General features: G+C 69.5%; 14 protein-coding genes. 8 read left to right on the forward strand and 6 right to left on the reverse strand.

The window, feature by feature from the left end; genetic code table 11:
* Positions 1-9 precede the first annotated feature (9 nt).
* Genes ACIPJY_RS07365 through ACIPJY_RS07385 form a run of 5 tightly spaced genes read left to right on the forward strand, consistent with a single transcriptional unit; the run spans position 10 to position 7,628 of the window.
* The gene (locus ACIPJY_RS07365) at positions 10-849 is read left to right on the forward strand and encodes an urea amidolyase associated protein UAAP1 (RefSeq protein ID WP_400465936.1); all 840 of its coding nucleotides are present in this window, start codon (positions 10-12) and stop codon (positions 847-849) included.
* Complete coding sequence (locus ACIPJY_RS07370) at positions 849-1,541, forward strand: urea amidolyase associated protein UAAP2 (protein WP_400465933.1); 693 nt, start codon at positions 849-851, stop codon at positions 1,539-1,541. Before ACIPJY_RS07365 ends, ACIPJY_RS07370 begins: the two co-directional genes overlap by 1 nt.
* Entirely contained in the window at positions 1,538-5,206 is a 3,669-nt protein-coding gene (uca, locus tag ACIPJY_RS07375) for an urea carboxylase (RefSeq protein ID WP_400465930.1), read from the forward strand. The genes ACIPJY_RS07370 and uca overlap by 4 nt, the downstream gene beginning before the upstream one ends.
* The gene (atzF, locus tag ACIPJY_RS07380) at positions 5,203-6,912 is read left to right on the forward strand and encodes an allophanate hydrolase (protein ID WP_400465927.1); all 1,710 of its coding nucleotides are present in this window, start codon (positions 5,203-5,205) and stop codon (positions 6,910-6,912) included. The genes uca and atzF overlap by 4 nt, the downstream gene beginning before the upstream one ends.
* 23 nt (positions 6,913-6,935) lie before the next feature.
* A complete protein-coding gene (locus ACIPJY_RS07385) occupies positions 6,936-7,628 on the forward strand; it encodes a helix-turn-helix domain-containing protein (protein ID WP_400465924.1) in 693 nt (230 codons plus the stop codon).
* A 953-nt stretch (positions 7,629-8,581) separates the two neighbouring features.
* Here ACIPJY_RS07385 and ACIPJY_RS07390 read toward each other — a convergent pair.
* The 5 genes from ACIPJY_RS07390 to ACIPJY_RS07410 are packed head-to-tail and all read right to left on the reverse strand — an operon-like array spanning position 8,582 to position 11,571.
* On the reverse strand, positions 8,582-9,064 hold the full coding sequence (locus ACIPJY_RS07390) for a DUF1648 domain-containing protein (protein ID WP_400465921.1): 483 nt from the start codon (positions 9,062-9,064) through the stop codon (positions 8,582-8,584).
* Complete coding sequence (locus tag ACIPJY_RS07395) at positions 9,061-9,390, reverse strand: SdpI family protein (RefSeq protein ID WP_400465919.1); 330 nt, start codon at positions 9,388-9,390, stop codon at positions 9,061-9,063. The genes ACIPJY_RS07390 and ACIPJY_RS07395 overlap by 4 nt, the downstream gene beginning before the upstream one ends.
* On the reverse strand, positions 9,387-10,331 hold the full coding sequence (locus ACIPJY_RS07400; RefSeq protein ID WP_400465916.1) for a sporulation-delaying protein SdpB family protein: 945 nt from the start codon (positions 10,329-10,331) through the stop codon (positions 9,387-9,389). Before ACIPJY_RS07400 ends, ACIPJY_RS07395 begins: the two co-directional genes overlap by 4 nt.
* A 1-nt stretch (position 10,332) precedes the next feature.
* Entirely contained in the window at positions 10,333-10,923 is a 591-nt protein-coding gene (locus ACIPJY_RS07405) for an SdpA family antimicrobial peptide system protein (RefSeq protein ID WP_400465913.1), read from the reverse strand.
* 6 nt (positions 10,924-10,929) lie between these two features.
* A complete protein-coding gene (locus tag ACIPJY_RS07410) occupies positions 10,930-11,571 on the reverse strand; it encodes a hypothetical protein (RefSeq protein WP_400465910.1) in 642 nt (213 codons plus the stop codon).
* 407 nt (positions 11,572-11,978) lie between these two features.
* On the opposite strand from ACIPJY_RS07410, the gene ACIPJY_RS07415 reads away from it, so the two are divergent.
* Entirely contained in the window at positions 11,979-13,193 is a 1,215-nt protein-coding gene (locus tag ACIPJY_RS07415) for an IS30 family transposase (protein WP_400466519.1), read from the forward strand.
* 9 nt (positions 13,194-13,202) lie between these two features.
* Entirely contained in the window at positions 13,203-13,466 is a 264-nt protein-coding gene (locus tag ACIPJY_RS07420) for a hypothetical protein (RefSeq protein ID WP_400465908.1), read from the forward strand.
* A gap of 419 nt (positions 13,467-13,885) precedes the next feature.
* On the opposite strand, the gene ACIPJY_RS07425 is transcribed toward ACIPJY_RS07420, so the two are convergent.
* On the reverse strand, positions 13,886-14,443 hold the full coding sequence (locus ACIPJY_RS07425) for a TetR/AcrR family transcriptional regulator (RefSeq protein WP_400465905.1): 558 nt from the start codon (positions 14,441-14,443) through the stop codon (positions 13,886-13,888).
* Positions 14,444-14,560: 117 nt separating this feature from the next.
* On the opposite strand from ACIPJY_RS07425, the gene ACIPJY_RS07430 reads away from it, so the two are divergent.
* Positions 14,561-15,601: an SDR family oxidoreductase gene (locus ACIPJY_RS07430; RefSeq protein ID WP_400465903.1), complete on the forward strand. Its 1,041-nt coding sequence runs from the start codon at positions 14,561-14,563 to the stop codon at positions 15,599-15,601.
* The last annotated feature ends 26 nt before the right edge of the window (positions 15,602-15,627 follow it).

Here is a 15,627-nt window from a genome sequence, read left to right on the forward strand (position 1 = left end):
GGAACCACCGTGCGTGACCTGCACCAGACCGACAGCGTGACCGCCTCACGCTCGGACGCCCGCGCCCAGGGCGGTGCCACGTCCGACTGGATGCCGTACCTCCCCGCGTCGTCGTCCCCGTTCGCCCCCGAGGGCGTGGACACGGCCGACCTGGTCTGGGCCGAGACGGTCGCCCCGGGCGGGTACACCCACAAGGTGCTCGCCCGGGGGTCCCGGATCCGGTTCGACGACCCCACGGGTGCTGCCTGCGCCCACCTGCTGCTGTTCAACGCCCTCGAACCGTGGGAGCGCCTCAACGTCGCGGACACCCAGAAGATCCCGTGGCAGGCGTACCTCGGGCAGGGCTCGCCCCTCCTCAGCGGCGACGGCCGAGCACTCGCGACCGTGCTCGAGGACACGTCCGGCCACCACGACGCCTTCTGCGGCACGTCCACCGACGCGTGGAACGAGCGCAAGTACGGCGGCGCGGCACCCGAGGGTCCGACGCCGAGCGGGCGGTCGCTCTTCGCGAAGGCCGCGGCGAAGCACGGGCTCACGAAGCGGGACCTGCCGCCGAGCGTCTCGTTCTTCCAGGGCGTGCGCATCGACCCGGACGGCGCGATGGAGTTCACCGGGTCGGCCGGCCCCGGTCACCACGTCACACTGGTCGCCGAGCTGCCGCTCCTCGTCCTCGTCGCGAACGTCGCCCACCCGATCGACCCCCGCCCCGAGTACGCGGTCGGTCCCCTGCGCGTGCACGCCTGGCGCGGTGCCCCGACGACGGCCGCCGACGACCGTTTCACCGCGTCGCCGGAGCTCACCCGCGCCTACCTGAACTCGATCGACCACGCGGAAGCACGAGGCTGCTGATGACCGACACGCTCACGTCCACCGTCCCCGTCGGCGCCGTCCACGCCCCCGACGTCCCGCTCGACTGGAGCGAGTCCCTCGTGCCCGGGGCCGTGGTCCGCGACGACCGGGTCGCCCCGCTCGCGCCGTGGTCCGCCGTCGTCCGGGCCGGCGAGGTGCTCACGATCGTCGACGTCGGCGGCAACCAGAGCGCCGACTGCCTGGTCTACGACGCCCACGACCCCGACGAGCGCTACAGCGTGCCGGACACCCTGGCAGCCCAGGGCAACGCCTACGTCCGCACCGACACCGTCCTCATGTCGAACGAGGGCCGTCCGCTCATGACCGTCGTCGCGAACGAGATCGACCGCCAGGACACCATCGGCGGCGCGTGCTCGAAGGAGTCGAACACGCTCCGCTACGGCCACCACACCCAGTACCAGCACGGCTGCCGCGAGAACTTCCTCGCCGAGGCCGGGCGGCACGGACTCGGCGTCCGGGACATCGTGTCGAACCTCAACTGGTTCATGAACGTGCCGGTCGAGGCCGACGGTGCACTCGGCATCGTCGACGGCATGAGCGCCCCGGGCAAGCGGGTCGCCGTCCGCGCCGAGCGGGACGTCCTGGTGATCGTGTCGAACTGCCCGCAGATGAACAACCCGTGCAACGACTTCTCCTGCACCCCGCTGCGCATGATCGTGGTCCAGCCGTGACCGCCGCGCCCGACCCCACCGGGACCGCCACCGTGGAACTCAGCACGAACACCGTCCTCGTCGCGAACCGGGGCGAGATCGCCCGCCGCGTGATCCGCTCCGCCAAGGCGCTCGGCATGCGCACCGTCGCGGTCTTCTCGGACGCCGACCGCGCAGCACCGCACGTCCGCGAGGCCGACGTCGCCGTCCGGCTCGGTCCGGCGCCCGCACGCGACTCGTACCTGGACATCGACGCGGTGGTGCGCGCCGCGAAGGACACCGGCGCCGGGCTCGTGCACCCCGGGTACGGCTTCCTGTCCGAGAACACCGCGTTCGCCCGTGCGTGCGAGGACGCCGACATCCGGTTCGTCGGACCGACGGCCGACCAGATCGTGCAGTTCGGCGCGAAGCACACCGCCCGCGAGCTCGCCGCGGCGGCCGGGGTGCCGATGCTCTCGGGGACCGGTCTCCTCGCGGACGTCGACGAAGCGGTCGCCCAGGCGGAGCGCATCGGCCTGCCGGTGATGCTCAAGGCCACCGGGGGCGGTGGCGGGATCGGCATGCAGGCGTGCGCGACCCTCGACGAGGTCCGACAGGCCTACGCGAGCGTCGAGCGCACCGCCTCCGCCGCGTTCGGGTCCGCCGGCATCTTCCTCGAACGGCTCGTCCGACCGGCGAGGCACGTCGAGGTCCAGCTCTTCGGCGACGGCGAGGGCCGCGTCGCCGTGATCGGCGACCGCGACTGCTCGCTCCAGCGCCGCAACCAGAAGGTGATCGAGGAAGCTCCGGCCCCGGCACTCCCCCGACGGGTCCGGGAGGACCTGCACGCGTCCGCCCGTCGGCTCGCCGAGAGCGTCGGGTACCGCAGCGCCGGCACCGTCGAGTTCGTCTACGACCCGGTCCGCGAAGAGGCGTCCTTCCTCGAGGTGAACACCCGGCTGCAGGTCGAGCACCCGGTGACCGAGGAGGTCTTCGGCGTCGACCTCGTCGAGCTCATGCTCCGACTGGCGCGGGACGGCGCCGCCGGCATCGAACCCGACGTCTTCACGCGCAGCTGGGCCCCGACCGGCCACGCCGTCGAGGCCCGGGTCTACGCCGAGGACCCGGCGAAGGGGTCGCTCCCCTCCAGCGGTCTCGTCACCCGGGCGGCGTTCCCCGAGCGCGACGGCGTCCGCGTCGACGGCTGGGTCGAGACCGGCTCCGAGGTGTCCGCCTTCTACGACCCGATGCTCGCGAAGGTCATCGCCACCGGGGAGACCCGCGACGACGCCCTCGACCTGCTCCGCGACGCCCTCGCCGACACCCGCGTCGACGGCATCGTCACGAACGCCGGGCTCCTGCGCTCCCTGACCGACGACCTCGAGCTCCGGACCGCCACGCACTCCACCTCGACGCTCGACGAGACGGCGGACCCGGACCCGCGGATCGACGTCGTCGTCCCCGGCACCATGACGATGATCCAGGACCTGCCCGGCCGGGTCGGGTACTGGCAGGTCGGCGTCCCGCCGAGCGGCCCCTTCGACGCCGGCTCGTTCGCCGAGGCCAACCGCGCGGTGGGCAACCCCGACGGCGCCCCGGCGCTGGAGATCACGGCGACGGGGCCGACCCTGCGCTTCTCGGCCGCCGGCGTCGTCGCCCTCACCGGCGCTCCGGTGCCCGTCACCCTCGACGGGGAGCCCGTCGCGCTCTGGGAACCGGTCGAGGTCGGCGCCGGACAGACCCTCGCGGTCGGCGCCGCCCCCGGCCCCGGGCTCCGCAGTTACCTGGCCGTCCGCGGTGGCTTCGACGTCCCGACGTACCTCGGCTCCGCCGCGACGTTCACGCTCGGCGGCTTCGGCGGCCACGCCGGTCGGGCCCTGCTCGCCGGCGACGTCCTGCGACCGGGCTCACCGGACTCGGACGCGCCGCACCCCGCCTTCCCCGCCGGCGCCCGGCTCGGCCTGGTCGGCGGCCCGACCCCCGCCGAACGACGCACCGCGCTGACCGACGCGTGGGAGATCGCCGTCACCGAGGGGCCGCACGCGGCGCCGGACTTCTTCACCCGCGCCGACCTCGACGTCTTCTACGCCACCGACTACGCCGTGCACCACAACTCCGCGCGCACCGGGATCCGGCTCATCGGCCCCCGGCCGGGCTGGGCGCGGACCGACGGCGGCGAGGCGGGACTGCACCCCTCGAACATCCACGACACCCCGTACGCGGTCGGTGCGATCGACTTCACCGGCGACACCCCGATCATCCTCGGACCGGACGGGCCCTCACTCGGCGGCTTCGTGTGTCCCGCGGTGGTCGCCAGCGGCGACCTGTGGAAGCTGGGCCAGCTCCGACCGGGCGACACGGTCCGCTTCGTCCCCGTCCGCGAAGCCGACGCCGCCGCGCTCGAGGCGAGCCGGGCCTCCAGGACCGTCCCCCGTACCGGAGGCGACGGCGACGACGGCGTGATCGCGCGACTGGACGCGACCGACGCCCGACCGGGCGTCGCGTACCGACGTGACGGCGACGACAACGTCCTGGTCGAGTACGGCGACATGACCCTCGACATCGCACTGCGGATGCGCGTGCACGCCCTCATGACGAAGCTGCAGGAGGAGGCGCCGGCGGGGATCCTCGACATCACCCCCGGCATCCGCTCGCTGCAGGTGCACACCGACGCGTCGGTGCTGAAGGCGAGCACGATGGCCGGACTCCTCCGCGAGCTCGAGGACGAGATCCCGCCGACCGACCAGCTCGTCGTGCCGTCGCGCACCGTCAAGCTGCCGCTGTCCTGGGACGACCCGGCCACCCGGCTCGCGATCGAGCGGTACATGGCCGGTGTCCGGAACGACGCTCCGTGGACCCCGTGGAACATCGAGTTCATCCGGCGGATCAACGGGCTCGACAGCGTCGACGACGTCTTCCGCACGGTGTTCGACGCGAGCTACCTGGTGCTCGGCCTGGGTGACGTGTACCTCGGCGCACCGGTCGCGACCCCACTCGACCCCCGGCACCGCCTGGTCACGACGAAGTACAACCCGGCCCGCACCTGGACCGCCGAGAACTCCGTCGGCATCGGTGGCGCGTACCTCTGCATCTACGGCATGGAGGGGCCGGGCGGCTACCAGTTCGTCGGCCGCACCGTGCAGATCTGGAACCGGTTCCGCCGCGGCGGGCTGTTCCAGGAGGACCCGTGGGCGCTCCGGTTCTTCGACCGCATCGAGTGGTACCCGGTCGGTGCGGAGGAGCTCCTCGAGCTGCGTGCCGAGACCGACGCCGGTCGGGGATCGTTCGAGACCGTCGACGGCGAGTTCTCGATCGCGTCGTACAACCGGTTCCTCGGCGACAACGCCACCTCGATCGCGGACTTCCGGGCGCAGCAGGCCCGGGCGTTCGACGAGGAGAAGGAACGGTGGCGGGCCTCGGGCGAGTTCGACGTCCGCGACGAACCGGCCGTGGTGCTGCCCGACGAGGTGGTCCTGCCCGCCGGCGCGACCGCGGTGACCGCACCGTTCACCTCGACCGTGTGGCAGGTGGACGTCCGACCGGGCGACCGCGTGGACGAAGGCCAGCGGCTGCTGGCCGTGGAGGCGATGAAGATGGAGTCGATGGTGCACGCACCCGTGGAAGGACACGTGTTGGAGGTCTACATCAAGCCGGGCGACCAGGTCGCCCCCGGACAGGTCCTGGCAGCGATCGGGGTGCCCGCGTGAGCGCCGTCGCCGGGGCCGGCCGCTCGGTCGCCGACCGCGTCCACGCCGCCTTCGACCGGATCGAGGCCGTCGACCGTCCCGAGGTCTGGATCACCCTGCGCGACCGCGCTTCCGTCCTGGCGGAGGCCGAGTCCGTGGACGGCGCGCTGCCCCTCGCCGGGATGCTCTTCGCCGTGAAGGACAACATCGACGTCGCCGGGCTGCCCACCACCGCTGCGGCCCGGTCGTACGCGTACACGCCGACGGCCGACGCCACCGCCGTCGCCCGGCTCCGGGCCGCGGGCGCGGTCGTGGTCGGCAAGACCAACCTCGACCAGTTCGCCACCGGCCTGGTCGGCACCCGCTCCCCCTTCGGCGCCGTCCGGAACGCCTGGGACCCGACCCGGATCTCCGGGGGCTCATCGAGCGGCAGTGCGACCGCCGTCGCCCTCGGGGTCGTCGACTTCGCGCTCGGTACCGACACCGCGGGCTCCGGACGGGTCCCCGCCGCGCTGAACCACCTGGTCGGCGTGAAGCCCACCAAGGGTCTCGTGCCGAACACCGGCGTCGTCCCGGCCTGCCGCTCGCAGGACTGCGTCACCGTCTTCGCCCGGTCCCTCGACCTGGCCCGGACGGCCACCGAGCTGATGTCCGGGCCCGACGGTCTCGACCCGCTCGCCCGGACGGACGCCGCCCTCGTGGCCTTGCCGACGGTGCCGCGCATCGCCGTGCCGCTGCCGTCCCAGCTCGATGGCCTCGCCCCGGGCTGGGCGTCGGCGTTCGACGGGGCCGTCGAGCGGTTCCGTGCGCTCGGGCACGAGGTCGTCGAGGTCGACATCGCGCCGCTGCTCGACGCCGCTGCGCTCCTGTACGAGGGTGCGTTCGTGGCCGAGCGCTACGCCGCGGTCGGTGCCCACATCGAGGCGAACCGCGACCTGATCGGCGAGGACCTCGACCCGACCGTCGCCGGGATCGTGCTCGGCGGCGCGACGCCCACCGCCGCGGAGCTCTTCGCAGACCAGGAGCGCCTGGACGCCCTGGGCGCCGCGGGCCGGGCGGTGCTCGACGGCACGACCGCGCTCCTCACCCCGACCACGACCTGGCACCCGACCCTCGCCGAGGTCGCCGCAGACCCGGTCGGGGCGAACAGCCGGATGGGGCGGTACACGAACTTCGCGAACCTGCTCGACATGGCGTCGCTCGCGGTGCCCGCGGGCTTCGTCGACGGGCTGCCGTTCGGGGTCATGCTCACCGGACCCGCGTTCAGCGACCGCCGCCTGGCGGCGCTGGCCGCGGCGTTCGCCGCGCCGACGGTCGACCTGCTCGTCGTCGGCGCGCACCTGCGGGACCAGCCGTTGAACGGTCAGCTCGTCGCCGCAGGCGGCACGTTCGTCCAGGAGGCCCGCACCGCCTCCGATTACCGGCTGTACGCACTCGACACGGTGCCGCCCAAGCCGGGGCTGGTCCGGGCCGTCGCGGTCGCGCCCGGCACGGGGGCGCCGGGCGCCGGGATCGTGGGTGAGGTCTGGCGGCTCCCGGCCGCCGGCTTCGGCACGTTCGTCGCGGCGCTCCCCGCCCCGATGGCGATCGGCACCGTGACACTCGACAACGGATCGGACGTCACCGGGTTCACGGTCGAGGCCCACGCCGTCGAAGGGGCCGAGGACATCACGCACCACGGCGGCTGGCGGACGTACCGGGAGCACGCGGCCCGGGAGCGGGTGTGACGACCGGCTGCGAGGATGGGACCATGTCCTCCGACGACCGGCCCGCCCGACTCGGCAGACCGCGGGTCGTCCCGGACACCGCGTCCGGGCTGAGCCCCCGCGACCAGATCCTCGACGCGGCCGCGGCCCTGTTCGTCGAGAACGGCTTCAGCGCGACCTCGACCCGGGCGATCGCGGAGCGCGTCGGCATCCGGCAGGCCTCGCTGTACTACCACTTCGCGGGCAAGGACGAGGTGCTCGTCGAGCTCCTCACGACATCCGTCCGCCCGAGCCTGGACGTGGTGCGCGGCCTCGAGGAGCGCGTCCCGGACTCCGTGTCCGCCGCGGGTGCCCTCGCCGCACTCGTGCTCATCGACATCGACACGCTCGCCCGCACCCCCCACAACATCGGGACGCTCTACCTGCTCCCCGAGGTGCAGGGGGACCGGTACCAGGGGTTCCGTGCCGACCGGCAGGAGCTGCAGGACACCTACGGCCGGCTCGGGACCCGGGCTGCGACCGAGGACGTCCGGGATGCGGTGCCGCCTGCGCTCTTGGGCGGGATCCTCATCCAGCTCGCCGAGACCGTCATCCAGCTGCGCCGCACCGGGGAGGTGGACGAGCAGGACCGGGAGGCGATCACCGGGGCGTGCCTCCGGGCGTGCGGGCTCGGCGCTGCCGCCGTCGTGGCGGCGCGGCGGGAGGCTGAGGCGCTGCTCGCAGCAGCGGCGGTCTGACGCCGGTCGCTTGCCACGCGTTCCTATGCTCTGCGCCTACGGTCGGTAGTCGCGGTTCCTGTCGGGCTGGTCGAGTGGCAGTTGCCGCGGCCACTGCCGCCCCTGGGACCCGCCGACCACACCGGCGATCGCGCGAAGGATCGCGGTGAAGACCGTCGCAACGGGCCCCTTCTTCCTGGGGTCCGTGAGGCCGTCGTCGCCGAGCGGCCGGTCGTAGTCAGGATTGTCTATGTCACTTCTCCCGGGCTGGCCTCCGACGGTACCCGCATGGAGCCACATCGTCGACGAAATCAGTACGCGAATTGACCGTTGCGCTTCCCCGTGCCGGTGTGCAGAGACCGATCCCACTTGCACTTGGACGTCCCCGTGCGCGCCGTGAATGTGAACGTCACTGAGCGTGCCGCTGACAACGTGCCGAAGTCGGGAATGGTCCGAGATGCAATCGCACTCGGATCATTCGAGGTCATTGTCGTGTACCCCTTCGCGACAGGGGTGCAACTGCGCCACTCAACAGCCAGCGCCGTTCCGTCGCGTCTCAACGTCGACCATTCACACATCCGCAGCGCAGCACTGCAGTCGGCCTGCACCGTCTCAGCGGCGGCGGTCTCAACGAGGATCTGCGCGTCCTCGTGCACGGTCAGGTCCTCTGCGAAATGACTGCGTGACGGAGATCACCTCGTCACGATCGGCCGCGAGACCCGCAACCGCGCCATCTTCCACGACCGGATCGATTGTGCAGCCGTGTCCGGTGGATCGAAATTGTTGACGGGTCGGATGCGGCGTGCGTAGCGCTCGCCGTTGTTGGGTCGATGGGAACGTCGAGTGTGTCTGGTTGGATCCAGGCGCCGAGGTAGGGGTCCTCATCGATCGCGGTCTACAGACGCTTCCAATTCTTCCTCCGAAGACGCCAGGCAGACTTATCGCTTGCACTACTCGAAGAACCGCCGTACGCGTCAGCCGGTTGGATCACGGCGGAGTAGACACACGACGAAGGTCAACGCACCCCAGACGATCGCACCAGCGACAGGCAGCAGAGCGACGGCGGATCCGATTGCGGTGAGCACCATCGTGAACCATGCCGAGGCGATGCCCCCAGTGACTGCTGTGACGATGCCGAGGGCGAGAGCCGCCTTCACCTTCGTCGTGTCGGTCGCGAGCGTCACCGCCAGCACCGAGCAGATGAATGCACCTACCGCGCCGGGGACAAGCATCGACCAGAACGCAAAGGTTGACGACCCCCACCCATCGACGACCCCTGCTCCGCTCCAGTGCGTCGGTACCCTCGCGGGCACACCCGTCCAGAGGATGCGGACCACCACGAGCACCGCCGCGGGCACCCATGCCATCACAGCGGCGACGACGAGGGCGGGGCTCCGCACGGTCGGGCCTCCCCCGCGAGCTTCCGCGACGTCGTGGCTGTGCCCCGGGGTGGTCATGGATGATGTACGGAGACGTGTGATGCGGCTCGGTTCGCTGCGACGATCATCCAGACGAGCTCGCCGACGAACGCGACAGCGGCGACGATCATCATCGCGGTCCCGCTCGCCGGGTCGGCCAGGGACACGATGAGCGCCGCGACGATGACCGCCGTTCCCGTGACGGCAGCAGGTAGAGCGGCGCGATGCCCCACCCTCCAAGCTGTTTCGCTGCGCTGAGTCGCTGGGATGCGGAGTCCGACTCCATGGTTCGGCTTCACCCATCCTGCCGCGCAAACCACCACCATCGCGAGTACCAGGACTGCAACGACTGTCCAAATGATCATGCTGTGCTCCTCTCTCGAGCAACGTCGGTGTCGACTTCGAGCTCTGCGTCGTCTCTGCCGTCGCGGGGGCGCAGATCGTAGGAGGCGACAACGGCCGTGCCCACCATCACCAGCGCGAACGACCACAACCCCATGATGAGTGCGATCCCTGCGTGCAGGACGATCACGCCGAGGAGGCCATAGCGCTTGAATCGATGCGGCAGGAGGAACGCGACCGCGATGCTGCACTCCGCAAGGATCGTTCCCCAAGTGAGCACGGCGGACCCGAGCGGGTTCGCCGTGACGGCGGCCAGTACCGAACCGAGCGGTCCAACTCCTCCGAACATGGGGTCGCGGACGATGTAGTACATCGCGGAGCCGTTAGACCAGTCAGCGACAGCGAGTTTCGCCAGTCCGCTCTCGAAGTAGATTCCAGCGATCTGCAGGCACAGAGCGAGCGAAGCGGCGTATCCGACCGCGATGAGGACAGGGCGTTCCGCAGGTGCCGATCGGCCCCATCCGAACGTCTTGCCGTTCGGAAGGAGCACGCCGATGAGCAGTGCGCAGCTGAAGACGGCCACCGCTTCTCCACCATCGGGCAAGGAGAGCGACACCGCCATCGAGATAGCGACCCACGCCTGGAGAATGCTCGTCCACCGTGGGTACACGCCGCTGATGACGAGCGCACAGACGACCATCGCAATCCAACGGCCAGACTCTTGTGGGGCGGCGGAACCGAGGCAGAACAGGGAGATGCTTCTCGGGCCGGCGCAGTAGCCCTCCGCGGTCCGCCCGAGAACGTCCGCGGTTAGGTTTGGCCACGTCGTCAAAGCCAGCGTCATCAACTGCGCCAACGCGATGATGGACCGCCCGACCTGCGGGCGAACGGACTGCCCATCGAATCGTTCAAGATTCGCGGCGAGCGCGTTGAACGCAGCGTGAAGGTCTCGTATCGGTGTCATCTCAGGGACACTCGACCTTCACGTCCGCGAACCGCGCAACGCGAACTGACTCCGGAACGGCGTCGCGGTACGCCCACTTCACCGGCTCCTGCTGAACGATGCGAAAAACGCCGCAGAAGTGCTGCGTGTTCGTCTGGTTCTGCACGGTCACGGTTTCACCGGCTCGCTCTCGGAGGCAGGCAGTGAGGTAGTCCTCGCAGGAGGTGAACTTCGGTACTGCCGCTGCGATGATGGCCAATTCGGTGCTCTGCGCACGTTGATTCCTGCTCAGCCCGAAGCCATTCGCCGCGGAGCTCTGCGGCAGTGAGTCCGCACGCTTCCACCCGGCGCCGCCTGTCTTCACGTATGGAACGAGGGTGATGCCCTCAGGGCTCTTGGTGAAGAAGGCCCAGCCCTGTGGAACAAGCACCTGCAGCGCCTGCCTCGGCCCGCCGTTGGCGACACCAGCGAGGACGTTCGTGGACCACGATGCGGCGACGGTGACAGCGAGGAACGCGCACACCACCGCCAGGGCGATACCGAATGCACGGCGGTCGGGACGCCCCGTCTCAAAGCTTGAGGCGGAGCGTCCCGTCGTGCTTCGTTGGAGCATGCCGTGTTACAGCGACGCCCAGGAACTGGCGTATCCCTCGCGAGCGATTGCGGAGGAGTCACCGGGCTTCTGGTAAGCGAACACGGCCAGCGCCGCGACGACGCCGATGACACTGACGGCCAGAGACGCCGCGACGGCGACTTGGACGCTGACGACGTAGTTCGCGAACGCGTACACCTGGCCGTTAGCGGTCGCCGCCGTGGATGCGGCGCGGACGGTCTTCTGTGTCACCTGGTACTTCGCCGCGACTGCGCTGATGTCCTCGGTGAACGCCTTGATGGAGGCCTCTGCCTTGTACGGGTCCCCAGCCTGAGCCTGGGCGGTCACGCGGTCGTGGAATGCCGGGTCGACGGACTTGAGGTCGGTGAGCAGCCGGTCAGTCACGGACGCAGATGCTTCCGTGATCGTCGTGATGTTCATGCTCTTCAGCAGCTCCGGCTGCTCCGTAGCGATGGGTCCGCGGCCGAAGACGAGGAAGTCGACGATGTCACGGTCGGAGTAGTGGAGCGCGGTGCTCGCCGAGGCTGATGCCACAACGTGCGCTTCCGGTGCGGAGTCAGCCGCCATGGCCGGTGCCGCCGAGATTGTCGTTGCGGCGACGAGCGCCGCTGCAGTCGACAACGTGATCATTGAGCGTGAGATTTTCATGGTTCCCCTCGAATCCATGAGGCGCAGCGATGGGCTCTGTCCCCGGTCGCGACATTGCAACCCCACAGGCACGGTACATCCACTTGTACCGGAGCGGAACCACTTGTCTACTGGTGTTCTTGGCATGAGGCGACGGCGCTGAGAAGCCCAGTCCGGCATGAGAAGGGGCAGGCTCGTCTCGGCAACAAGAGCGGACCGGATGCCCCGCAGGCAGCACCCGAACTCATGCGGTGGCTCGGGGCTGCCCCCGCGAAGCAGTGCAGCAACGGTAGTGGCAGGCAGCGCTGTCAACGCTCGGCGGAACGCGGGCCAGCGAGCTCACCCGTGCCCAAGGCGGTCAGCGTCCGGATGGCGATCCTTGGGTTCAACTGGTCGTTGCAACACCACCGTGAATCGGAGTGCCGCAGATGGGATCGAGGCTGGAACACCGTGCCCGGGAGGCGCGGTTCTGGGAGCTATTGAGACAGGGCCTCGGACGGACGGCGGCCTGTGATGCTGTCGGCGTGGATCGACGTCAGGGATACCGATGGGTCAAAGCAGCCGGCGGCCGGGACCCGTTCGCGCACAAGCCTCGGTCGGACAGGTACCTGAGTCAGGAAGAGCGGCTGCAGATCGCGGACCTGCGCCTCGGCGGCGAGGGCGTGCGTGCGATCGCGAAAGCCCTCGGTCGGGCGCCGTCGACGATCAGCCGCGAGCTGATAAGGAACGCCGCGGCCGGTGGAACCTACCGGCCTCACTCCGCGGAGAAGCGATGCCGGGAACGGGCGCGGCGCCCGAAGCCCCGCAAGCTCGACCGAGTCGAGCTTGCCCTGTACGTCGAGCTGCGGTTGGTGCGGAACTGGTCCCCGGAGCAGATCCGTGATGACCTGACACGGTCCTTCCCGAACCGGCCGGAGATGCACGTGTCCCACGAGACGATCTACCAGTCCCTGTTCGTCCAGGGCCGCGGGCACCTGCGCGCAGACCTGCACACACACCTCCGCACCGGCCGCGCGATCCGCCGACACCGCGGCGAACCCAGACGGGCGTCGTGGTCGAAGATCCGCGACATGATCCTGATCAGCGAACGCCCCGCCGAAGCCGACGACCGAGCTGTTCCCGGCCACTGGGAAGGGGACCTGATCGTCGGGATCAACGCCCGCAGCGCGATCGGCACCCTCGTCGAACGCACCACCCGCTACGTGATGCTCCTGCACCTACCGGACGGGCACAGCGCCGACGCCGTCCGCGACGCGATTATCCCCACCATCCAGACCCTGCCCGAGCACCTCCGTCGGTCGTTGACGTGGGATCAGGGCACCGAGCTTGCCCGGCACAAAGACATCACTCTCGCAACGGACCTCGCGATCTACTTCTGCGACCCGCACAAGCCCTGGCAGCGCGGCTCGAACGAGAACACCAACGGCCTGCTCCGGCAGTACTTCCCCAAGGCCACCGACCTCAGCGTCCACACTCCCGAACAACTGCTCGAAGTCGCTGCTGAACTCAACGACCGACCCCGCAAAACCCTCGACCATCGCACTCCAAGAGAAGCATTTGAACACCTACGTTCTGGACCCCCGGACGCCGTCCGGTGCCATAACCCTCTCGGAACCGCCATCGGCGCACGGGACGCGATGTAGCTTCGGACCATGAAGGTGATCGCGGCAGTGCTCGGTCTGGAGTTCGTCGGGCTCGTCGGTCTCACGATCACGTTCGCGCGCGCCGGAACGGGCGAGGCAGGGAGCATCCTGCCGACGGTCCTAGCGGGCGCAGGCGCTGTGCTTTGTCTCGTCGGGATCGGGCTCACGCAGAACCGGTGGCGTCATGCCCGGCTAGATGCTGCAATACGCAGGAGCCGCGGATCGGCAGATGAGTCGCCCCACCCGGCCTCTGACGAACATGTCGATCCTTGACTGAACAACCCGGTTCTCAACGAACGACCTCCGCAAAGTCCACCGCCACCGCTTCAGAGAACACCTTCTGACAGCTGCTCTTCGAGCTCACAGAGCCGCCTGTTGCAACGACCCCTTGAAACCGCCATCCGCTATTGAGACGCCATCGGTCCGCGGGTGCGGCTTGGCCGTGCCGCGTACGCACCGACCGTTAGTGCTGCGAGGGTGAGGATCGCTGGGACGACTGCGCCTGTGCGGAGCGCCTCGAGTTCGATCGCTGCGCAGATGTGCGCAGCGCCTGCGGCGACGCCAGCAGCGGAGGCTGAGCCGATCCAGGCGAACCCCCTCTGTCCACACAGAGGCGGCAGCGACGGCTTGTGTGATCTTTAGGGACGAGGCAAACAGTGACGGAACTGAGCCCAGGCGTTCTGGGACGGGACTTATTGCGGGAGCCACGCCTTCGCGGCGTCGCGAACTCCGTCGATGTCGGTGCCGGCACGAAGGGCAAGATGGGCTGCTTCCGACGCGACGGAGATCAAGATTCGTGTCTGCACATCGATCGGGCCCATGCCGAGCACGGTGAAACTTGGTCCGACGAGTCGTTCAAATCGTTCGAGCAGCAAGAGGTGTGCGGCGGCCGCCTCGTTCCCTGCACGCGTATCGACTAGGACGGCCTTCACCGCCCGGTGGGTCAGGCACGCGTTGAGGTATCCGTCGAGCACCGCGGCGAGGAACGCGCGTCCGGGTGGCTGCGAATCGACCGCGGTCAGGATTGCTGTCTCGACGTGGCTTTGGAATCTCGCTTGGAGAGCTTGGATGAAGCTGGCGCGGTCGTCGAAGTGGACGTAAAAGGTCCCCTTCGCCAGACCTGCCCGCGCCGTGATAGCGGCAACGGTGAGCCCCTGGGCGCCGTCTGCCGCGATCACCTCGCCGGCATCGAGCAACGATTCCCTGGTCGCCCGGCCCTTCGGCGTCACGGCGTTGGATGCGGCGCACATGGTTGCCACCATACATGACCGGAAGGTCGGAAATATATGACCGCAGGGTCACATTTGTGTTAGCGTCACCGACTGAAGGCCTGGGAACTCGCTCGGGCCACGGAGAGGTGAGTGACTATGACGAACGAAACGGTGCTTGTCACCGGGGGAAATGGGTTCCTGGGGGCCTATTGCGCCCTGGCCCTGCTGGGATCCGGATACCGGGTCCGGACCACCATTCGGAATGTCCGGAACGCTCCGCGACTGCTCGAGATGCTGCGCGCGGGCGGTGCGCACGACGCCGACTCCGTGGACGTCGTCGCAGCGGACCTGACCAAAGACGCCGGTTGGCGCGAAGCTGTCGCGGGCTGCCGCTACGTCCTCCACGTCGCCTCCCCGTACCCATCGCGGCGACCTCGCGACGAGAATGACCTCATCGTCCCGGCCCGCGACGGGTCCCTGCGGGTACTGCGCGCGGCACGGGACGCCGGCGTCGAGCGGGTCGTCCTGACGTCTTCGTTCGCTGCGATCGGTTACGGACACCCGAAGGAAGCAGCTCACACGTTCACCGAAGCCGACTGGACGGATCCGGATGCTCCTGGCGTCGAGGCGTACCAGCGGTCGAAGACCCTCGCCGAGCGTGCCGCATGGGATTTCGTCGCCACCGACGGCGGGGGCCTCGAACTCGCCGTCGTGAACCCGGTCGGCATCATCGGACCGCTCCTGTACCCGGAACCGACGACCTCGATGCAGCTGATGACGCAACTGCTCAACGGGCAGCTTCCGGCGGTACCTCGCTTGACCTACGGCGTCGTGGACGTCCGCGATGCCGCCGATCTCCATGTACGGGCGATGACCAACCCCGCGGCGAACGGGCAGCGGTTTCTCGCGACCGCGGGTGAGGCGCTCTGGGTGGCGGACGTCGCGCGGATCCTGCGGGACAACCTCGGCGCGGCGGGCCGACGAGTTCCCAGGCGCGTGATGCCGGACATCGTGGTGCGGGCTCTGGGGCTCGTCGTTCCCTCGGTGCGCTCGATGGTGCACGATCTCGGCGTCTTCAAGGGCCTGAGCAACGCGAAGGCGCACGATGTACTGGGGTGGCGACCTCGTTCCGTGGAGCAGACCCTGCTCGAGATGGCGCAAAGCCTCGTCGATCTCGGTCTCGTCAAGTCGTCATGACCCGGGACGCCATCACACTCAGCCGC

The organism is Curtobacterium sp. NPDC090223 (assembly GCF_044746585.1).
GTDB lineage: Bacteria > Actinomycetota > Actinomycetes > Actinomycetales > Microbacteriaceae > Curtobacterium.